Origin of the sequence: Marinobacter sp. DSM 26671, assembly GCF_900112835.1 — a bacterium.
In the GTDB taxonomy this organism is placed as follows: Bacteria; Pseudomonadota; Gammaproteobacteria; order Pseudomonadales; family Oleiphilaceae; genus Marinobacter; species Marinobacter flavimaris.
Map to the genome: position 1 here is coordinate 353,376 of NZ_FONF01000001.1, position 21,355 is coordinate 374,730.

Annotated in this window: 21 protein-coding genes; 17 read left to right on the top strand and 4 right to left on the bottom strand. The window is 51.4% G+C overall.

The genetic code is table 11. The features are described from left to right. Positions 1–97 precede the first annotated feature (97 nt). The 12 genes from BM035_RS01555 (at position 98) to BM035_RS01610 (ending at position 13,119) form a co-directional block, all read left to right on the top strand. Complete coding sequence (locus BM035_RS01555) at positions 98–1,837, top strand: sensor histidine kinase (protein ID WP_092029947.1); 1,740 nt, start codon at positions 98–100, stop codon at positions 1,835–1,837. Beyond that, positions 1,837–3,225: a sigma-54-dependent transcriptional regulator gene (locus BM035_RS01560; RefSeq protein ID WP_092029948.1), complete on the top strand. Its 1,389-nt coding sequence runs from the start codon at positions 1,837–1,839 to the stop codon at positions 3,223–3,225. Before BM035_RS01555 ends, BM035_RS01560 begins: the two co-directional genes overlap by 1 nt. Next, positions 3,222–4,511, top strand: a complete 1,290-nt coding sequence (locus BM035_RS01565) for an ABC transporter substrate-binding protein (protein WP_254775335.1) — start codon at positions 3,222–3,224, stop codon at positions 4,509–4,511. Before BM035_RS01560 ends, BM035_RS01565 begins: the two co-directional genes overlap by 4 nt. 235 nt (positions 4,512–4,746) lie before the next feature. Next, positions 4,747–6,027 (top strand): ABC transporter substrate-binding protein, encoded by a 1,281-nt coding sequence (locus BM035_RS01570; RefSeq protein WP_092029950.1) that lies wholly within the window; start codon positions 4,747–4,749, stop codon positions 6,025–6,027. Positions 6,028–6,162: 135 nt separating this feature from the next. Further along, a complete protein-coding gene (locus BM035_RS01575; RefSeq protein ID WP_092029951.1) occupies positions 6,163–7,059 on the top strand; it encodes a branched-chain amino acid ABC transporter permease in 897 nt (298 codons plus the stop codon). Beyond that, a complete protein-coding gene (locus BM035_RS01580; RefSeq protein WP_092029953.1) occupies positions 7,059–8,009 on the top strand; it encodes a branched-chain amino acid ABC transporter permease in 951 nt (316 codons plus the stop codon). Before BM035_RS01575 ends, BM035_RS01580 begins: the two co-directional genes overlap by 1 nt. Then, entirely contained in the window at positions 8,006–8,809 is an 804-nt protein-coding gene (locus BM035_RS01585) for an ABC transporter ATP-binding protein (protein ID WP_092029954.1), read from the top strand. Before BM035_RS01580 ends, BM035_RS01585 begins: the two co-directional genes overlap by 4 nt. Continuing rightward, positions 8,796–9,452, top strand: coding sequence for an ATP-binding cassette domain-containing protein (locus tag BM035_RS01590; RefSeq protein ID WP_092029956.1), 657 nt, complete (start codon positions 8,796–8,798; stop codon positions 9,450–9,452). Before BM035_RS01585 ends, BM035_RS01590 begins: the two co-directional genes overlap by 14 nt. Positions 9,453–9,461: 9 nt before the next feature. Continuing rightward, a complete protein-coding gene (locus tag BM035_RS01595; RefSeq protein ID WP_092029957.1) occupies positions 9,462–10,619 on the top strand; it encodes an iron-containing alcohol dehydrogenase in 1,158 nt (385 codons plus the stop codon). Positions 10,620–10,652: 33 nt separating this feature from the next. Next, entirely contained in the window at positions 10,653–12,122 is a 1,470-nt protein-coding gene (locus BM035_RS01600) for an NAD-dependent succinate-semialdehyde dehydrogenase (protein WP_092029959.1), read from the top strand. A 71-nt stretch (positions 12,123–12,193) separates the two neighbouring features. Further along, positions 12,194–12,634: an acyl-CoA thioesterase gene (locus BM035_RS01605; protein ID WP_139216004.1), complete on the top strand. Its 441-nt coding sequence runs from the start codon at positions 12,194–12,196 to the stop codon at positions 12,632–12,634. A gap of 20 nt (positions 12,635–12,654) precedes the next feature. Further along, the gene (locus BM035_RS01610) at positions 12,655–13,119 is read left to right on the top strand and encodes a DMT family transporter (protein ID WP_092029960.1); all 465 of its coding nucleotides are present in this window, start codon (positions 12,655–12,657) and stop codon (positions 13,117–13,119) included. A 3-nt stretch (positions 13,120–13,122) separates the two neighbouring features. Here the strand turns inward: BM035_RS01610 and BM035_RS01615 are convergent, their stop codons facing one another. Continuing rightward, positions 13,123–13,431 (bottom strand): hypothetical protein, encoded by a 309-nt coding sequence (locus BM035_RS01615; protein WP_092029962.1) that lies wholly within the window; start codon positions 13,429–13,431, stop codon positions 13,123–13,125. 127 nt (positions 13,432–13,558) lie between these two features. On the opposite strand from BM035_RS01615, the gene BM035_RS22580 reads away from it, so the two are divergent. From BM035_RS22580 to BM035_RS01635, 5 genes are all read left to right on the top strand, one after another. After that, positions 13,559–13,696 carry a hypothetical protein gene (locus BM035_RS22580; protein WP_175497318.1) on the top strand — a complete coding sequence of 46 codons (138 nt, stop codon included), beginning with the start codon at positions 13,559–13,561 and terminating at the stop codon, positions 13,694–13,696. Positions 13,697–14,467: 771 nt separating this feature from the next. Beyond that, positions 14,468–15,385, top strand: a complete 918-nt coding sequence (locus BM035_RS01620; RefSeq protein WP_092029963.1) for an integrase domain-containing protein — start codon at positions 14,468–14,470, stop codon at positions 15,383–15,385. Between the two features lie 445 nt (positions 15,386–15,830). Beyond that, entirely contained in the window at positions 15,831–16,301 is a 471-nt protein-coding gene (locus BM035_RS01625; protein WP_254775337.1) for a hypothetical protein, read from the top strand. Positions 16,302–16,472: 171 nt separating this feature from the next. After that, the gene (locus BM035_RS01630) at positions 16,473–17,312 is read left to right on the top strand and encodes a phosphate/phosphite/phosphonate ABC transporter substrate-binding protein (RefSeq protein WP_092029965.1); all 840 of its coding nucleotides are present in this window, start codon (positions 16,473–16,475) and stop codon (positions 17,310–17,312) included. Beyond that, positions 17,309–18,076: a HAMP domain-containing protein gene (locus BM035_RS01635; protein WP_092029966.1), complete on the top strand. Its 768-nt coding sequence runs from the start codon at positions 17,309–17,311 to the stop codon at positions 18,074–18,076. The genes BM035_RS01630 and BM035_RS01635 overlap by 4 nt, the downstream gene beginning before the upstream one ends. 23 nt (positions 18,077–18,099) lie before the next feature. On the opposite strand, the gene BM035_RS01640 is transcribed toward BM035_RS01635, so the two are convergent. Genes BM035_RS01640 through BM035_RS01650 form a run of 3 tightly spaced genes read right to left on the bottom strand, consistent with a single transcriptional unit; the run spans position 18,100 to position 21,314 of the window. Continuing rightward, positions 18,100–18,705: a hypothetical protein gene (locus BM035_RS01640; RefSeq protein ID WP_092029968.1), complete on the bottom strand. Its 606-nt coding sequence runs from the start codon at positions 18,703–18,705 to the stop codon at positions 18,100–18,102. A gap of 21 nt (positions 18,706–18,726) precedes the next feature. Then, the gene (locus BM035_RS01645) at positions 18,727–19,416 is read right to left on the bottom strand and encodes a response regulator transcription factor (protein WP_092029969.1); all 690 of its coding nucleotides are present in this window, start codon (positions 19,414–19,416) and stop codon (positions 18,727–18,729) included. Positions 19,417–19,454: 38 nt separating this feature from the next. After that, positions 19,455–21,314: a preprotein translocase subunit SecA gene (locus tag BM035_RS01650; protein ID WP_175497319.1), complete on the bottom strand. Its 1,860-nt coding sequence runs from the start codon at positions 21,312–21,314 to the stop codon at positions 19,455–19,457. Positions 21,315–21,355 lie beyond the last annotated feature (41 nt).

Below are 21,355 nucleotides of genomic sequence, written 5' to 3' on the forward strand. Positions count from 1 at the left end.
CTTCCTGCTCGATAGGACAGATCTGTTGTTACGGCAAAGCAAAGCTCCACCAAAAGGGGATATTCCCAGATAGCTTAACTCCCGATATGATCCCCTGATGAAAAGCATAATAAAACACGACTCATCCACCCCTGTTCGCTTGCGCGTTCTTCGTCGAAATGGCTTGGCGAGACAATACCTGTTCAGCGCACTTTTGATTGCGTTGATACCTCTTGCTGTGCTGGCATTCCTATATGACACTCAGTATGTAAAAGCACTCGATAAGGTAACTGAGAGTCGGACAAATGCTCGTCTCGCTGGAGCTGAGAACCTTCTCAGGACATTTCTCCAGGAGAGAATTTACGAACTTGAAGCTCTTGCTGATATCCCTGAGATTTTCGAATGGTTAACGGCGGCCAGACCTGGAGACAAACCAGGAGCAGAAGTCACGACTCTGCTTCGCCAACAGCTTGACAGCCCCCATGTTTATGGAGTCGTTGTCAAACCAGCCACGTTTGAAGAGCCTCTTTGGTATTTAACCCAACCTCTCCTGAACGGAGTAGCCTTAGAAACCCTGCCCGTTACTCCATTTGCCAACGGAAAAGTCATCGGCCCGGCCCTCCCCACTGATGAAAGGCCCGGTTGGTTCATTCTCAGACTCAGCCCCACGGGCCTGATCCCTGCACCTGGAGCTTGGGTTGGCCTGGTCGTCCGACTTGCAAGCCTGACCGATCAAGTGAAGGACCTGAGCCTTCCCGGTTTACAAAGTCCCCTTATCGTCACTCCTCAAAACGTGCCAATAACTGCGGTAGGAAACATTCCTATGCGACCTGCCCCGTCAGCCAAAGACATCAACTCAAACGAGTTCATCGAGGGCTGGCACATAAGACTTCAATGGCTGGGGGACCCGCTTCTGGGCCCCTTGGAGTCCGCCAGATTCGGACTAATTCTTCTAGCTTCCGGTGCGGCGTTAGCAGTCATTCTATTGTCCCGCCATCTTTCCAGGCGATTGGAAAAGCAGGTTACACCTTTGATTGAAGGGGCTGATCGGGTCGCAGGCGGGGATTTTGATACCCCCTTACACACTGAGGGCACAGCGGAAATTGGCTATCTTGCTTTCGCGCTTGAACGTATGCGCCTACGTCTTCGGCGCTTGGTAAAGAGTATGGTCGACGTTGAACGTCGAGCCATATTGGGGCAATTTTCGGCTGGCGTTGCCCATGAAATCAGAAACCCTCTCGCAACAATCAAGACCACTATCCAGGCCCTGTCTCGTAAGGAATCAGATCCAAAGCGCCAAAAGCTCATGGAATCAGTTGATCATGAGATAGATCGAGTCAACGACGTTGTCCAGTTGCTCTTGGATTATGCTCGCCCTAGAGAAGCCAAGGCTGGCAAGGTCGACATTATCGAAGTTGTGGAAACAGTGAAAATCCTCGCCGACGCGGTGGCCCATCGCCATGGAATAGAATTGGTTCAAATCGAACACGACCAAGTTCATGCTTGGGCCGATTCTTCACAGGTCCGTCAAATAGTGATGAATCTGGTAATGAACGCGATTCAGGCAATGGAAGGCATTGGCGGCCGGATCACTATTCGGACCAAACAGCAAGGCTTGGCTGTTTATGTTTCGGTAAGCGACAACGGCCCCGGCGTGAGTGCGGACCACCTAAGTCATCTGACAGAGCCTTTCTTCACAACGAAAACTAACGGCACTGGTCTCGGTCTGGCCATCTGCAGACAGCTCGCCCAAGCCAATCAGGGCAACCTGCGTTTCCAAAGTATTTCTGGCGAGGGCCTGAAGGTAACTCTCAAGCTGCCACTTTATCTGAACAACGAAAACCAGGAATCGATTTAATGCGAAAGCCAACCGTCCTTATCATTGATGACGAGAAAAATCTTGTCAGCAGTTTGATGTTTTCTCTCGAAGAGGAAGGTATGACGGTTTTCGCCGCCTACGAGGGCAAAGACGGACTTGCCGAGATCGAAAACCGAAGTCCGGATGTTGTGCTTCTCGATCTTAAACTGCCAGACCAATCAGGTTTTGACGTTCTGGATCGAATCCAAACCCTATCGGCCCCTCCAATCACCATTATGATTTCTGCCCATGGCGATACTCGCGCTGCTGTCGAAGCCGTAAAAAAGGGCGCACAGGATTACATCACCAAGCCTTTTGACCTTGATGAGCTGATTCTTTTAATTCAGCGCAATCATAAACATCGTCAACTTACTGAGGAGGTGGCCTATCGGCGAGAACGCGAAGCTGATACCCACGGGCTTATTGGTCGCTCCGCGGCCATGCGTAAGCTACTTGAGACAGTCGAGCGGATTGGCAACAGCTCAGCTCGCACAATCCTTCTACAAGGACCATCAGGCAGCGGCAAAACCCTCATAGCAAAGGCTTTGCATTCTACCAGAGACAAAACCGCCCCCTTCGTTGCGGTGAACTGCGCATCCCTGCCAGAGAACCTGCTAGAAGCGGAACTGTTTGGTGCTGAGAAAGGAGCCTACACCGGTGCCGACAAACGTCGAACCGGACTAGTTGAGCTAGCCAATGGTGGCACTCTGTTCTTGGACGAGATCGGAGAGCTGCCCCTGCCTCTACAGGCCAAGCTATTAACCTTCCTGGAAACTCACCGCTTTCGCCCGGTCGGCGGCCAGAAAGAAATTGATGCCGATCTACGCGTCATCGCGGCAAGTAACAGGAACCTACAGACTGAAGCCCAGGCAGGAAAATTTCGCGAGGACTTGTTCTACCGACTGAATGTCATGCCCCTTACAATTCCATCACTTGCTGACCGCAAGGACGACATCCCCATGCTGGCATCAAACTTTGCCTGGGAACTCGCCACACAGGAATCCTGCCAGCCGATCAATCTAACTTCCGAAACTCTCACCAGGCTGTGTAATTACAGTTGGCCCGGAAATATTAGAGAACTGCGCAACACTATTGAGAGACTGACCATCTTATACGCCGGTGAAAGCATTGGCATCGACCGGCTACCTCCAGAGATTATTGGATCAACTTCTCAAGCGAAGAGTTCGGCTGAGGCCGATTACAGGGACCCCATAAATAGCAGCAGTTCATTAGCCAGCGAAATGGCAAAACGGGAGGCTCAGTGTATTTTGGAAGCACTAGCCCAATCCAACGGACGTAAAGGCGATGCCGCAAACTCCCTTGGAATATCCCGCCACGCTCTAAAGCGAAGGATGCAAAAGCTGGGACTTATAGGAGACGAGCTTTGATTCGCATCAATCCCGATCACTTTAGCCGTTGTCGGGCCGTGCTTTTTCTACTGTTGTTTCTCATCTGGTCCGCGCAAGCCAACTCGCTTGAGGCCCTGGGAGCACCCGAGGATACGGCCGATATAACCGTAGGTTGCCTATATCCTATGTCCGGCCGTGCAGGCGTCCTTGGTCGGGATTCGGTGGTCGGCATAAGACTGGCGCTCAAATTCCTTGAACAGAGAGGGGCCCCCGACCTGCCGCGCCTCAGGGTTTTACTGGGTGACACAAAATCAAAACGTTCTACCGCCGTTACGATCGCGGAACGTTTCGTCCACGAGGAGGGAGCCACGTTTCTATGCGGAGTAGTTAACTCGTCGGTCGCCATTCAGGTCACCGAAATAGCGGCTTCTGCAAATGCATTTTTCATTGGTACAGATCACGCTTCGTCCAGGCTCACCGATGAATTTTTCCACGATCGCTATTTCCGTGTAACGAACGACACCCGGCAATCGATGACTGCGGGGGCGCTCTTTGTCAGAGACTACTTTGATGACCACTTGAAGAAAAAACCGCTTCGAATCTCGTACCTGGGTCCAGACTACGAGTATGGTTATCAGGTGTGGGCCGATTTTCGCGAGGCTCTGAATAAATTGGGTGTGGATTATGAGATTGCCGGCACGCTCTGGCCTCGGTTAAGTGAGCCAGACTACAGCCACTACATCAATGAGCTGATCCGACAGAAACCAGACTTGGTCGTGAATAGCCTGTGGGGAGGGGATTTCGTCGCTTTCGTCACCCAGGCTACTGACACCCGGCTGTTTGATGTTTCCCGCTTCGCGAACTTTGAAAAAGGTGGCGATTACGAGATTTTTGCTCACTTAGGCGATCGCATGCCTCTTGGTTTGTTACTCGCATCCCGGCATCACAACAACTGGCCAGAAACTGATTTTAATCGGTGGTTTGTCCAGGAGTTTCAGCGGCAGGCCGGTTACTATCCCTCCTCCGGGGCGCAAGGCGCGTTCACCGGCATACTTGCAATTGCCGAGGCCGCTCGCCAGGTAAGCGGCGACTACGGAAATCTCGAAGGCATTGAGCGAGCTTTCGAAAATTTGAGCCTGACTACGCCAGAGGACCCGCCCGGTTTCCAATCCTCGATGGATCCGGTTACTCATCAGATCCGCCAAGTAATGGCGATTGGTGAGACGGTAGAGGATCCTCGCTATCCTCCAGCGAACGTAATGCTCGGTAATTGGCAAATCTATTACCCGTCTGATTACGAGCAAGTTCACTCGGCAAGAGAATGAGCGAAAACCGCTCATTTACGCTCGCCCAACATGAGCGGATTTCGCTCATCCAATTCAGAAAATCTCACGCAGAGATATTTTTTTTAAAAAACAGCATCTTAAGAAGGTAGAAATTCTGGCATAGGGCGTGCAGACATACACAGGCCGGCTTGAAAAACGTCGGGCAGGACACCGGAAAAAAACAATACTGGTTGTCCAACCAAACGACACAAGAACAACAGTCTGGAGATCTGATATGAAACGTCCCCTGCTTACCGCAGCGACGGTCGCCTGTGCCATGACTACAGGTGCCATGAGCCTCAACGTTTACGCTAATGAAGAATACAAACTGGGCCTTGTAACCTTTCTCTCAGGCGCCGCTTCCGGGCCTTTCGGAATTCCCGCCAAGAACGCTGCTGACCTGGTAATCGATGCCATCAACGACGGCACCCTGCCCGCACCTATTGAGGGTAAGGGAATTGATGGTCGAATGATTACACCTGTCTATGTTGACGAGGCTGGCGGTGCAACGAAACAAACCTCAGAGTTTCGAAACCTCGTTGAACGCGATGGCGTCGATGCAGTCGTAGGCTACATCTCTTCCGGCGACTGTCTCGCCATCCCAGCGGTCGCTGAAGAACTCAAGATGCTGACCGTATTGTTCGACTGCGGCACGCCCCGAGTTTTCGAGGAAGCTGACTACGAGTATGTTTTCCGCACCCACTCTACCGCCAGCATGGACAACATCGGGGCGGCTCGCTACGTGCACGAAAACGTTCCCGACCTGGAATCTGTCGCAGGCATCAACCAGAACTACTCCTGGGGTCACGACAGCTGGCGCGATTTCACCGAGACTCTAAAGGTTCTGCGTGGCGGCGATCTTGAGATCACGACAGAACAGTTCCCCAAACTGTTTGCCGGTCAGTACGGCGCCGAAATTTCTGCTCTTCAGGTTAACTCCGCAGATGTGATCCACACCTCTTTTTGGGGTGGAGACACTGACGCATTCGTCCTCCAGGCGGCCGCTCGTGGTCTGCTGGCAGACAATCAGGTTATCTTCACCGCAGGTGAAACTGCTCTGAACAGTCTGGGCGATCATCTGCCAGACGGTGCGATCATTGGTGCCCGCGGTCCCTTCGGCCCCTTCGCACCAGAGAGCGAACTTAACACTTGGTTCCAAACCGAGTTCACTGAGCGTTTCGGCACACCGCCGACTTTCCCTGCCTACCACATGGCCCATGCGCTGATTGGCCTCAAGCTGGCTCAAGATAAGGCTGGAGTTGGTGCCTCTACCGAAGAGGTGATCACTGCCTTTGAAGGTCTCGAATTTGACGGCCCAGGCGGCCGGGTTGAGATGAGCCGTGGTAAGGGCCATCAGGCTGCAACAGAGATGGTCTACGGTCGCCTAAAACGAGTAGACGGTGAAATCACCTTTACCGACATTACCCGCTACCCTGCAGATTGCGTCAACCCGCCGGAAGGCGCAGAGACTGTAGAGTGGATCAAAGCCGGCATGCCAGGTGCCGAGTGCAACTGAGCCCACTGACCTAGCAACATGCTCATCGGGACCGTCCGGTCCCGATGAGACTTTCCAACGATCTTTCGCACCTCCCCGACCGGTAGATGGCCCGGACGGCAGGCGAGGTCTGTGCAAAGCATCGGGAGTCTTACAATGAAACAACTTCTTGCAATACTGGTGGATGGCTCGGTCTACGCCTCATGGCTGTTCATCATTTCTGCCGGTCTAACCCTGATTTACGGGGTCATGCGCATACTCAATATGTCCCATGGCAGCTTTTACGCCCTCGGTGCGTACTCGGGTGCTGCCATGGTTGGCTGGTATTTTTCTACCGGCTCTGTTCCCTGGTTCAGCTTCGTCGCACTGATCGCCGCCGCCCTTGTCGCCGGCATTTCCGTGGGGCTCTTGGTTGAACGAGGCCTTCTGCGATTCATGTACGGCAGGGACGAGGTCGTCATGATCCTGGTCACCTATGGCGTCCTGCTCATCATGGAAGATGCCATCAAGCTAATCTGGGGGGTTGAACCCTACTTTGCTTACCAACCCTACACCCTGCTGGGCCGAACCAAGTTCGCCGGATTATCCTTCGCCAATTACGATTTCATGCTTATCGGCGTGAGTATACTGATCGGTCTCGCACTCTGGTATGGCCTGAACCGTACCCGCAACGGAAAACTGCTTCGAGTAGTCATTCACGATCGTGAAATCGCCAGCGCACTCGGCATCAACGTTGCCCGAATCTTCACCATTACCTTTCTGATTGGAGCTGGTATCGGATCACTCGCTGGAGCTCTGACTGCCCCTGGGCTCTCCGTAGTGCCAGGCATGGGCATAGAGGTCATTGTACTTGCGTTCGCTGTGGTCGTGATTGGAGGCCTTGGAAGCATTACCGGTGCTCTGGTCGGTGCCCTGATCGTTGGCATGGCGCGAGCTGCGGCCGTGCATCTGTATCCAGAGGTTGAGCTGTTCGTTATCTACGCGGTCATGGGGCTCGTGTTGGCATTTCGCCCACAAGGCCTGTTTGCCGTTGCCAACGCGAGGAAAATCTGATGAAAACAAGATCCCTAGCGCTTTTATTCGTACTCGGGTTGGTAGTCATTGCAGGCGGCCTCCTGCTACCGCAGTGGATGTCCTACCTTTTTACCATCGCGATGGGCAAAGGCCTCGTAGTACTCGGCCTGGTGCTTCTCATGCGCGCTGGCCTGGTTTCCTTTGGCCAAGGCCTGTACTACTGCGTAGGCGCATACGTTGCCGGCATGCTGACCCAGTTCGTGGGAGTCACTGACATTCTGGTCATCATGCTTGCGTCTGTTGCCGTCAGCGTTGCCATAGCAGCCATCATCGGCCTGCTACTGTGTCGCTATCGAGAGATATTCTTCGCAATGTTTTCGATGGCGTTCTCGATGATTCTGTATGGCTTGCTGGTGCGCAATCAGTTCCTTGGGTCTACTGATGGTTTTAACGTTGCCAATCCCAGCCTATTGGGTTGGACTCCGGGTGCTGAAGCTTCATCAGACCTGGTTCTGATTGTCGCAGTAATCCTCGTAATCGTTCTTGGAGCTGTCGCATGGCGGTACCTGAAATCTCTATCGGGTTACGCCGGTGAGGCCGTTCGAGAAAACGAAATTCGGTTGGAGTATCTGGGCGGCTCTGTGTTCCGTGTGGTGTATGTAAAGTACATAATCGCGGCGGCCCTGGCTGCTATTGGCGGCACTATTACCGCTCTGGTAAGCGGTCACGTAGATCCAGAGATGGCGTATTGGACCACTTCAGGCGAGTTTGTATTTATAGCGCTGATGGGTGGGACCGCTCATGTTGCAGCCCCGATCGTTGCAGCCGTTCTGTTTGAGGCCCTGCGCACTTATGCGTTCGCCGTGTCGCCTTACACCTGGCAAATGATTCTGGGCTTTGCCCTGCTGGCAATCATCCTGTTCATGCCATCCGGTCTGTGGTCTCTGGTTGAACGATTCCAAAACAAGAAAGCGAGGAAAACGTCATGAGCGCTTTGTTGAAAACGGTCAATCTGGAGCGAACGTTTGGCGCAGTCACTGCTGCCACCGACATCAATGTTGAACTGAATACAGGCGAGGTAGTTGGAGTTATCGGCTCCAACGGGGCTGGCAAAACCACCTTCATCAATATGGTGACGGGCTATATCCAGCCGTCCGGTGGCGACATTCTCGTGCGCGGTAAATCCATCATCGGGAAGTCACCCAGGGACGTCTCGTTGGCGGGCGTTGGTCGCTCCTTTCAGGTGCCTCAACTATTCCAGGAACTGACGGTTTTGGAGAATATGCTGATTGCGTTCGGTTTCTCCGTCGACCGCAAATTGAGCTTTCTTAAGCCTCTCAGATCCAGGGAAAAAGTCGAAAAGGCCCGTGCTGTACTCCGCGAATATGAAATCGAGCAGTACGCGGAGGAGGTTGTCTCTACTCTGCCCCAAGGAGTTCGCAAACTGTTGGACATTGCCATGGCAATGCTCGCTGAGCCAGGGTTGATGCTGCTGGATGAGCCAACCTCAGGCGTTGCCATCGAGGATAAATTCTTACTGATGGATACCGTCATGGCGGCTGTCCGGAAAAGTGATGCTGCAACAATGTTCGTCGAGCACGATATGGAAGTCGTTCTGCGTTACGCCGACCGAGTTCTCGCGTTTTACGACGGCCGGGTTCTCGCGGATGGTCCGACCCAAACCGTTTTGTCTGACGCCAAAGTCCAGGAATTGGTGGTTGGGCATCACCTCGATCTTAGCGAAAACGAGGCCAGCACCAGCAAGGAGTCTGCCCATGTTAGAACTTAAAAATGTCACTACGGAGATTGCCGGTACCACTATTCTCCGTGACGTCAACTTTTCCGTCAGTAAGGGTTCTATGGTCGGGCTGATTGGGCGCAACGGCGCCGGAAAGACGACCTCACTCCGATCCATTATGGGCCTCATCAAGCCGAAAGCGGGCCAGGTACTGATCAATGGCGAGGACATGACCAATCAGGGTTCTTATGAGCGCGCAGGCATGTCCATTGGCTATATGCCAGAAGATCGACGTCTCGTACCTGATCTGACGGTCGAAGAAAACATCATGGCGCCAGCATGGGCCTGCCAACTCGTTAACGCAGAAGCCAGACTTGCCTGGATCTACGAAATGATGCCAGAGGTAGAGTCCTTCTCCGATCGACGAGCGCTCCAGTTATCCGGCGGTCAGCAAAAGCTCGTTGCCCTGGCCCGAGCAATGATGACTGGAACCAACTTGCTGCTACTGGACGAACCATTCGAGGGCGTCGCACCGGCACTGTCCAGACGACTCGCCAGTGTCTTGAGCACTCTCAAAGATGAAGGCCTAACCGTGTTGCTGTCTGAATCGGATCAATCACATTCCGCAGATCTAGTCGACAAAGCCTTTCAGATCGAACGTGGAAGCGTCGAACCGATTGCGTCGCTGACTTAGGAGGAACAAATGACTGCATTTACGTTTAACACAACCAAAAGCGTTATTTGCGAACCCGGCGCGATCAAGCGCCTCGGGCAAATCGTCAAAGAGCACATGGGCAAAAAGGTACTGCTAGTTACAGATCCCGGGCTGATCAAAGCGGGACTGCTCGACGTGGCTACAACGTCCCTCAACGAGGCAGGCGTGCGATATGAGCTATTCGATGGAGTGGTTGCCGACCCGCCTGTATCGGTCGTAGAGGCAGCGCTAGCTGACGCGCTGGAAGCAGGGGTAGATGGTGTTATTGGATTTGGTGGCGGCTCATCCATGGATGTTGCCAAACTAATTGCGCTTCTTATTGGCGGCGGAGAAAAGCTTGACGACGTGTATGGTGTTGGACAGGCTAAAGGCCAACGTTTACCACTGATTCAAATTCCAACCACAGCAGGAACAGGCTCAGAGGTCACCCCGATCTCAATAATTACTGTTGGTGAAACTGAGAAAAAAGGCGTTGTTGCGCCTCAGCTGCTTCCTGACATCGCTCTTCTGGATGCCGAGTTGACACTCGGGCTTCCGGCTCACGTGACCGCGGCTACCGGAATCGATGCCATGGTTCATGCAATCGAAAGCTATACGTCAGCTTCAGCAAACAACAATCCAGTTTCCAAGGCGCTCGCTCGCGAAGCCCTCCGCTTGCTCGGAGCCAATATCGAGACAGCCGTGAAGGATGGCAGCAATGTCAAGGCTCGCTCTGACATGCTGCTCGGAGCGATGCTTGCCGGCCAAGCTTTTGCCAACTCGCCCGTAGCTGCAGTGCATGCTCTGGCCTACCCGATCGGCGGAATTTTCCATGTACCCCATGGCCTTTCCAACGCACTGGTGCTGCCTCACGTCATGCGTTTTAACGCGGAGACTTGTGACAAAGCCTATGCAATTCTGGCGACCGATGTCTTTCCGGATATGGCAACTGCACCTGTCGATCAGAGGGTTAATCAGTTCATCGACCGTCTTGAGGCTCTAAGTGCTGATCTGGGGCTAGAGCAAACTCTGCGTGAGGTCGGGATTGGGGAGTCAGATCTGGCCACCTTGGCTTCAGATGCCATGAAGCAAACTCGGCTGCTTGTGAACAACCCCAGGGAAGTGTCTGAAACTGATGCCTTGGCAATCTACAAGGCCGCTTTCTGATTCGGTCAAATTTTTAATTGATTGAGGTTACTCATGTCTCTTGAATTAAAGAATCGCGAACTTCTGCGCGAACAGGCATATATCAATGGCCAATGGATAATGGCTAAATCGGGGAAGACTTTTGCCGTGACCAATCCGGCCAACGGTGATCAGTTGGCAACGGTGCCGGACATGGATGATACCGACACTCGTGTAGCGATTGAGGCGGCAGAAGCCGCCTGGCCGGCATGGCGTTCCACCCCGGCCAAAGAACGAGCCAACATACTGCGCAAATGGTTCAATCTACTCATGGCCAACCAAGAGGATCTTGCTCGTCTGATGACCGCTGAGCAAGGAAAGCCTCTGGCGGAATCCCGAGGCGAAGTTGGTTACGGTGCAAGCTTTATCGAATGGTTCGCCGAGGAAGCGAAACGGGCCTACGGCGATGTCATACCAGGGCATGGAAAGGACAAACGCATTGTTGTCATCAAACAACCGGTTGGTGTAGTCGCGGCTATCACTCCGTGGAACTTTCCGATAGCGATGATTACTCGTAAAGTTGCGCCAGCTCTCGCTGCGGGCTGCCCTGTAGTGGTGAAGCCCGCCGAGGATACACCTCTCTCCGCACTGGCCATCACCGCACTGGCGGAAGAAGCCGGTGTACCGGCCGGTCTGATCAACATCATCACATGTTCCAAACCTAATGCAGTCTCTGTCGGTAGCGAGCTGACAGGTAATCCTATTGTGCGCAAGGTTTCGTTTACCGGATCTACGCCGGTCGGAAAGCTCCTGATGCGACAAGCGAGCGACACCGTCAAAAAGGTCAGCTTGGAACTTGGTGGCAATGCCCCCTTCATTGTTTTCGATGATGCCGATTTGGATGCGGCTGTTGCAGGCCTTATGGCCTCGAAATACCGCAACACAGGACAGACCTGCGTCTGCGCAAACCGAGTTTACGTTCAGGCAGGCGTGTACGACGCCTTTACCGAAAAGCTGAAAACTGCAGTCAGCAAAATGGTGGTTGGTCCCGGCCTCAAAGGCGAAACCCAGCAGGGCCCCCTCATCAACGATGCGGCGCTCGCGAAGGTGAAGCGACACATTGAAGACGCTACATCGAAGGGGGCTAAGGTTGCCTTGGGTGGCCGAGCTCATTCCCTAGGCGGAACCTTCTTTGAACCAACAATTCTCACTCACGCTACTCAGGAAATGCTGATCGCCCGAGAGGAGACCTTCGGGCCGGTTGCGCCGTTGTTCAAGTTTGAAACCGACGACGAGGCAATCTCCATGGCAAACGATTCCGAGTTCGGCTTATCAGCCTATTTTTACAGCCGCGATATCCATCGGGTATGGCGCGTGGCGGAAGAACTGGAATCAGGAATGATTGGCGTCAACGAAGGCATTATCTCTACAGAAGTGGCTCCATTTGGCGGGGTAAAGGAAAGCGGCCTTGGCCGGGAAGGCTCCCACTACGGTCTGGACGAATACATGGAGCTTAAATACCTGTGCCTGGGCGGAATGAAATAAATCCCAAATAAACCAGGGCGCCCCAATGTCAGGAATCGAGGCGCCCAAAATCATACTCCTGGAGGGCCAAGGTGAATCGACAGGATTTCTCGGTTTTCTACCCCGTCTACACCCGCTGGATGGACAACGATGTATACGGACACGTGAACAACGTTACCTATTACTCCTATTTCGACTCAACGATTAATCGATACCTAATAGAGCGGGGTGGCCTCGATATTCACTCGGCCAAAATAGTGGGCTATGTCGTTAGCTCATCCTGCCAATTCCGACGCCCCGTTGCATATCCCGATTCAATTTCAGTCGGTCTCAGGGTCTCGAAGCTTGGAAACAGTTCCGTTACTTATGAGTTAGGTATTTTCAGAGAATCGGAAGAAGAAGCCGCAGCCCATGGTCAAGTGGTGCACGTTTTCGTGGACCGTGACCAAAATTGCTCTGTAACCATGCCTGCGCAAATTCGCCACTGCCTTAATGAAATCTTGGCCGCCCAAGTTAGTGCAGAAGAAATTTGAAACTCTCCCGAGGATAGAAAATGAACAGTTCATTCGCCTATGCCCTGCTCATGCTGGTCGCGGGGATAGGAATACCCGTGATGGCAACGCTTAACGGTGGACTCGGTATAAAACTTCAGAGTCCTGCCCTTGCCGCAACCATTCTTTTTACAGTTGCATTAGTTTTGGCAACATCCTATTTGATCATCACGGAAGGATTCCCTAATAGGATATTTGTTGAAAATGTTCCTTTTTACTTTTATCTCGGAGGCTTCTTTGTCCTATTTTATATATTGACAATCACTTGGGTTGCACCTCGTTTTGGCATATCCAATGCGGTTGCTTTTGTATTGCTGGGACAGCTCATCGCAATGAGCCTTATTGATCATTTTGGTTTAATGGGCGTACAGAAATTTACTTTGAGCATTAAGAGGCTCTCTGGGCTGGGGATGATGACTCTTGGCGTTTTCTTGGTCTTAAATCGGATTCCTGGCGCAGAAAACTGAGAATCACTCCTCATCAATTCCGTTTTCTATATCCGATAAAATTTGGCTCCAATATTCATCAAGCATCGGCATCACATTGCAGAATAACGCGGCTAAAACTACCGATAAGAATATTTTCCGTCGAAAATAATCGGATACTATCGGATAGACAACACTAAACGCAGTCAATGAATCTGTGTCAGTGTCAAAACCCGCGAACGCCGACGAAAGAATAACCAGCGAGACAGTTGCTATAGCGCCGACCGACACCATCTTGATAACCTTTGACGAAGAAGTGGCTCTGATGACTCTCAAGAGAATTTCAATTTTCATGGTTGGGCTTCCTTCTGTGTTTGTTTCCACCATATTTACACAGATGCGGAAACCTCCAAATTCACCATAGCTCGATAGCATGCGGGTTAATTTCTCATTAGCTAAACGCAAAAACCGGAGGACGATTATGGATCTCATTTCAGGATTCATCGGTTTTTCATCATTTTTCCTTTCACTCCTGACTATCGGCCTGCTCGGCTACTGGCAATCTGACAGGCTTGAAGCGTGGGTGAAGGGAAAAATCAGTAAATCACGCCAGAAATAAACCCGCGCCCATTACAGCTCACACTGATTACTCACCAGAGTGTCGAATGCGACGCCGCTGTGCGCCCACAAGGAAAATTGTCTTTTAGCGTGGTTCTTGTACGCTCCCAGTGCGCACAGAGACGTCGCTACGATGTCGTTTCCGACGCACAAAATTCATTAAAATCAGTCTCTTGACAAGACCGAGGAACAAATCTAGCGTATATAGTAACGGCACCGTAAACCGGATGCCTTAAAACGCTAGCTGGGCACGCTTCGGCAAGACAGCAATCGCAACATTTCCAGCCTTGTTCAAGGCCCTACCACTTAACTTTGGAGTCACGGCTCCGAAGCCATCATCAAAACAACGGGCTTGTCACCCTTTCGACCGAAGGTACTGCCCCGGCGAAACCCACAAACCGCTTATTCAAGAAATCCATCAGAGACGTTATTTTGGTTTAAAGACAAAATTTCGTGGTTTCAATAAGATATCGGATAAATCCGTGAGATTTTTCGTACGGAAACCTACGGAACCCGCATATCCAACCTCAAAGGGCCCCACTTTCAGCCAGTAAAGTGCCTGCGATCCAAGGTCGCAGGGCGTGGGTGCTTTCGCGGCCCAGAGCCACGACGGCGTTGCATGACCCCAGCCAAACGCGGAAACGTCCTGACAATTGACATCGAAACTGGCAGGTGCCGGCCGTGTGATCGGTAACGCATACCATCCAACACTGACCATCAGGTTTCAGCGGGGAGCCAGCATCACTTTCTAATTCATTATTGGAGGATTTTTATGAGCAGAGAAAAGTTGATCGCGATAGCGAGAGACAAATTAAAAGCTTTAGTTCGGCAGAAAACCCTTTCGTATTCATCGTACGGAACACTGATTGATCGGTGGATTGTATTTATTGAATTCCTCGTGGACAGGAAAAGCGTTTTAAAAATCGAGGACATAGACCGGGAAACTGTCATCTCCTTCGGGAAAAGCCTGACAGACGCAACGCCGGCGTATGCCCAGAACCTGGTATCCGCAGTGAATACGGTGATGACAGCCTTTCATGTCGGTGCCTGGGACACTGTTAGCGCAACTCGGGAGTGTGGAATACCTCGTCGGGACAATGTAAGGGTGGTCCCACCCGGCGGAATGGACGAGCAGGAGTTCAGGCAAGCCATGATTGCGCTGGATAGAAGGGGATTAGCGAGAGGGAGAGTGGTGGCAGAAGCCGCCAGGTATTTTGGTCTTCGGGCCAAGGAGGCCAGTTTGATGAATTATCAGGAAGCTTTGGATTCTGCATTGTCGAAACATCAAATATCGGTTATTTCCGGAACCAAAGGCGGGCGGCCACGGGATGTGCCAATAACAAATGCCAGGGAACAGTTGAGAGTCCTGGAAATGGGCTCGGCTGTCCAGGGAAGCCATTTCTCTATTATTCCAGAAGATATGACTTGGAAAACCTTTCGCATAGGCGAAATAGAAAAAACACGCGCGACCCTTAAGCCGTATGAAATATTGACAATAAGAGATCTGAGAGCCGTCTATGCCTGTCTCCGATATCAAAGTTTAACCGGAATCCCGGCACCGATATTTGGAGGAAAATTGAAAGGCCAACTCGACAAGCAAGTGCGCAAAATTATTGGAGAAGAGCTTGGCCATAGCCGACTTGACGTCACCAACTCTTATCTCGGTAAAAATAATGGCAAAGAAACCTAACAGTTCAGAATCGCTTCATTTCCGACTCCAACGATATGCGAAGAAGGGTGGAAAGATTCACCGCAAGGAGAAAGTCAAAAAAGTTTATCGTTTTATAAAATTTTGCGGGTGCCCGGGTGCACAAATTGGCAACAAGCATGTAAAACGATTTTTTTCTGAAACCAACTACAGACCCAAAACCCAACTGGATTATTTTTACGCAATATGTCTCCTTTGGGAGGAGCTAGGGCGAAGCAGACCACCGCCAAGACCTCCCTCCGCCCAAGACAAGACTCAGTAGCAGGTCCAGAACTATTTTTAATCTAGTTGTGCCCCTTAAACCATCCCCTCTGCACCAGGTGTTCTGGATCTTCAGGCCATGAACTGCAATTTGTCTTGGTCCGACGCAGAGGGGTATTATTGCCCCCAATTTGCTCCGCACTCCAATTCCGGGAAAGTCTGCATCATGAAAACATTGCTCATTTTTATGACTGTGATTATGTCATCTGTCTCAGCCATCGCAATCGGGGCACCCGCACTGGAAATTAGCAGCGGTGACCAAAAGCTGATCCTGGACCGCGAAGAGCTTGAAGCATTCCCGCAAACCACCGTCATCACCCGAAGCCCGTATTTTGATGGTGAAGTCGCCTTTTCCGGTCCGACCTTAAAGCGCATCATTGAGAATTTTGGACTCTCCGGTGAAACACAAATAACGTTTCGCGCCCTGAACGACTATCAAGTGAGCGGAAACCTTGAAGAAGTGCTGGGTCTCGATGCGATCATCGCGACTCGCATCAACTCCAACCTCATGTCCATTCGTGAGCGTGGTCCGTTCTGGATTATCCTGCCCTTGTCCGATAGACCAGAGCTTGACGATGAGAACTACCACCGTTTCATGGTCTGGCAGCTCAATGCAATACGACTTGAAAAGCAGTAGCAATCGACTGAACACACTACTCACCGCCCGTTCACCGAACCTTCTAATCCTTTGACTCGCTTGTCCAATAGCCTTGTCCTGTGCCTTCTTATTAGCGGCGAACCTGATAAACTAACAGTGGATTTTAGAGTGCTCTCATGTCGCTGTAACCGGGGTTGGACGCCAAATAAGATGAAATTGCAGGCATACTTGATATTCTGGCTTTTAATCCTCTTTCTAACGTCGACCCAAGCAGGATCAGCTGACGGCAAAAATGTCTTGACCTTCGGCGTTGTTCCTCAGGAATCCTCTAGCAAACTGGCTGAGCAGTGGACTCCCCTCATGAACTACCTTACGGAACATCTAGGGAAGCCAGTCAGGTTTGCGACGGCCCCCGATATTCCGACTTTTGAAAAGCGCGTCATAAACGGGGAATACGATATCGCCTATATGAATCCATACCATTATGTGGAATTCAGTGATAATCCGGGCTATCAGGCGATTGCACGAGAAGCTGTCAAACGTATTCACGGAATCGTTGTAGTCCGTCAGGCAAGCGAAATCAAAACTTTAGCAGGCCTTGAGGGTTCAACAATAGTCTTTCCAGCTCCAGCGGCATTCGCCGCAACCATCCTCGTGAGGGCTGAGCTCGAAAAGCTCGGAATCTCATACACTCCTAAATTTGTCTCTTCACATGAGTCAGTTTACCTGAATGTTCAAAAAGGATTTGCTCTTGCGGGCGGTGGCATCGAACGAACCCTGGATTCAGCACAAAAAGAAGGTCTTCGAGGCGTCAGAGTACTCTGGCGTTCCGAAGGTTTCACCCCCCATGCTATTGCAGTTAACCCTCAGTTGGCTCAGGAATCCGCCAACCTGCTTCAACGCGCACTGGTCAATTTAGCTGACTCCGGATCGGGACGGGAAATCCTTGAGGGGGTAAATTTACAGCCACTTACCTCCGCGGAACACGCTGACTGGGATGATGTACGCGGCCTCGGTCTTGACTTCATACACATTGAGGCGGATCAATGAAACTCTCGATCAGAGAGCAAGCCGTATTGGGCATCGGGTTAATTGAAGTTTTTATGCTTCTTGTTTTGTTGTATTCGGTCTTCCACTTTATCGACCGATCTAGCGCCGAGGAAATAGACCGAAGAGCCCATTCCATTGCACAAATTTTCGCTGCAACCACCGCTGATGATGTTCTTTCACTGGACCTGGCTTCTCTCAGGTCATTTGTTGACCAGGCTGCCCAGACACCGGAGACAGCGTTCGCTAGAATAATTGACTACAATGGGCACCTCCTGGCAGAGGCAGGCGACCCTGACGCCCTTATGCAAGCATTTCAGCCGGGAAATGAAGCCGCGGCTCTACCTGATATCTATATGGCGAAAGCAGATATTATAAAAGCGGACCAGTCTTACGGCTCCGTTGAGGTCGGACTTGACCTACGGAACCAAAAGCAGGAAATCGCGACCATTAAAGGCCAGAGCCTTTTCATTGCCGCTTTGGAGGTTCTTGCTGCGGCTGCCTTTTCCATCGCTGCCGGGTATTATCTTGTCCGCCGCCTTAATAAAATTCGACATGTTTTAGAAGAGGCGAATCTTGGGCATTACCAGACCAAAGTCGCCGACAACCGGTATGATGAAGTGGCCGAGGTGGCATCTGAAATCGATCGACTTACTGATCGGATTACCTGGGAGAAAGAGACAAGAGATCGGAAGATATCCGAGCTCGAAGACATTAACCACCTTTTACATCAGAAGTTGGCAGAGCTGCATAGAATGAGACGGTAACCAACGTTCTTGTCCCGCCCACACTAGTTCGATTGGGTCACCCTTGCATGATGCGTATTTTCACGCTGATTCTCGCGAAAGACATGATAGAGAGCTTCAACAGGTATCGATTTACCTTCCTCATTCATGCGCTTCCAAAGCAACTTGAATTGCCTGCGAGAGGGTACCTGATTCTTTTTTTCCTGGACATCTTTCGGCCTTATGTCGAAGCGTCTACCCCAGAGTTCGACGGCTGTAATCCACGATTCAGTCAAACCTCGCTTTGCAGTAATGGGTATTCTTCTCGGATTGCGAGAGTCATTAACCACAAAATAACAGTACCAGCGCCTGTTCTTCTGATATTGACCAATACCGAGCGTAATCCCCTGGAATCCTACACCTCTATACGGTTTTGTCTGCTGACTGTTACAACGTAAAAAATCGATGTAATTGAGAGCCGCAGCGCGCGCGCCCCACTTTGCATGATAATAGTGCGCCCTAAGGCGCTGGTAGCGCCGCCACAGATCAGGGTCTACCCCCTCGAAGTGGCATCGGGCACTGAAGTTCTTTTGAAACTTTTTTCCCCTGATAAACACCACCACCCGCCAACCACAAAACACCGCATCCTCGCACACAAAACGAATTGCCATGACCGCATTACCGACTTTTTGTTATTGAACCTCACTCTCGAGGATATATCCCACACCGTAGATTGGCTTAAGGCGTAAGCCATAAGATCCATCGAGCTTTAATCGCTTACGAATCCGTGAAATATGCGTGTCCAGCGTCCGGGTAGGTCTGGTCTTACCATCACCCCATAAATAGTTGTAGATACTTTCTCTAGAAAAGACTGAATCGGTGTTTCCATAAAAGAACAGGAACAGCTCAAATTCTTTATCATTGAGCTTAACTGGATCGCCATTGACGAGAACAACCTTTTCGCGGACCTTGATCGAATAATTGACGCTACTACGCGATTGAGTAATTTCAAAATAACGACGCCTTGTCACCGCCGACACTTTCGTAAGAAGTGCGTTCATATCATAAACATCATCAAGAAAGTCGTCTGCCCCACTGCTGACCGCACGCAAGAGCCTATTTCGGCCAATGCTTTTGTCCGTTGAGACGGCAATCAGGTATGGGCTCCAGCCCACACTCATTCGAATCTTGAAAATCAATAAAGAACTCAAATCCTGCTCTTCTGATTCAACGTCAAGGAGGATCAGGTCGTAGTTCTTAGTGATAGGTGTTTGATCGTTAATATCGAACTCCAGGCTGTCTATGTCGTGACTCGGAAGATCGATCAGATCCATCAAAAAATCTTTCCATCCTTTATTGCTGGACAATACTGCTATATTCATACGTGAAAACCTGGTCGAGCCTATCTATTATTTATTGATCAGGCATTTGTCCGAATAAAACTCATCATTTCCCGAGTTTTTCGATCAAACGCATTAAGACGCTGCCGATGCTGAAAAGCACGTTTTTCTGCGCGCTTCTGCGCCTGAAGAATCAGAAAAGTCATCAACCCATTAGCAAGCAAGCCATGTTTTATGGCCGAGTTCAGAGGTTTGAGCCAACGCGGCAGGTGCCTTGCGAGCAGCTCGTCATCCGCAGCAGCGAGAGGTAAAACTTCGCCCGGATTTCCCTGCCGGCCAGTCCGTCCGAACAGTTGCCAGTCAATACGGGTGGACTCATGAGGTTCAAGCATCAGGACAACCAGTCCCCCATTGTCCAGTACGTCCTTATCGACCTTGATGTCCGTGCCCCGGCCGGCCATGTTCGTCGCTACGGTTATAGAAGAGCGCCGCCCTGCTCTCGCTATCACTTCCGCCTCTTTTTTATGATTCTTAGCATTAAGGATCTCGCAGGCGACGCCGCAATCCCGAAGAGCAAGGTCAAGCCGTTCGCTGTCTTCAATGTTCCGGGTACCCACGAGAACCGGTATCTGGCGCTCGTGGAACTGGAGAATTTCCTGTACGACGGCCTGCCATTTGGCCTCATTGGTCTGAAACGCTCGATAAGGACGAACAACCCGCTTGGGCTCCAGTCTCGGAGGGATCCTGAGAGTGTGAACTCGATAGTTGAAATAGATTTCGGTTTCGATGTTCTGCAGTGTGCCGCTGGCTCCTGCCATTCGGTGGTATAGCTTGAAATAATTCTGGAAACTCATTCTCGCCAGAATTTTATTCGGATCCGTTAAGGGCACGCCCGCTCGTGCTTCCACGGCCTGGTGCAACCCATTGCTCCACGAGCGGCCAGGCATAAGCCGTCCTGTGCCCTCATCGACGATCACCACCTTGTCATCATCGATAATGTAGTGGTGGTCTCGCAAAAATACGTCACGAGCCTGGATCGCTTGCTGGAGGATCTCGCGCCGGCGATCTGGATGCTGCCAAAGAGGAGGTAACAAATCGATAAGTGATTCCAGGCGTTGCTCACCCTCGGAGGTATACTTGACTTCGCGGTGAACGGGGTCGATCCAATAGTGACGACCGGATTCCAGATGATCAGCGATTTCTTTCGCGGCAGTAATCCCACGCTGCAATTCAGGGTCTGGCTGCGGGCCAGAGATGATAAGCGGTGTGGAAGCATCGTCGATCAGGATGCTGTCGGCCTCATCAATGATGACCGAGTGCAGCCCTCGCATTTTAAGGGTCGTCGATGCCTTCCCTTGCAGGTAACCAACCGTCAGGCTAAGACGGTTAACAGTCCTTTCACCAGCAGCAAGGGTATCCTTCAGATAATCGGCAAGGAATTGATTAGAGGTGCCATAAACAATATTGGCGGTGTATTCTTCGGTCTGTGATTGCTGAGTCTCGGAGTCAAGGTAACGGCTAGTCAACTGACATCGCTTGAACAAAGGCTCCAGCTCTGTAACGTCCCGTTTTGCCAGATATTCGTTTGCGGTCACTACATGACAAGGCTTGCCACACCAGGCGAACAAAATAGCCACGAGGCCCAGCCCTAGTGTCTTGCCCTCTCCCGGCGCCAGCTGAACCAATTGGCAATCCACCATGGCCAACACACAGAGTAGTTGGACATCGTATGGACGTTGTCCGAGTTCGCGCGTGCACAACTCTCGCAGAACAGCCAGCGCCTGATACAGAAGCTCTCTGTCTTCACGGAACAGACGGTCGTTCCGAGCGCTTGCCCGGAATCGACCCAGAGTTTCGTTGATATCTGAATCTTCAAGATTAGACGCCCAACTCTCCCTCTCGTTTACCAATGTCACCTGCTCACGGTATTGACGAATCAATCGAGATTCCCTCAGTCGATGAGAAGCGACTCGAATATGAG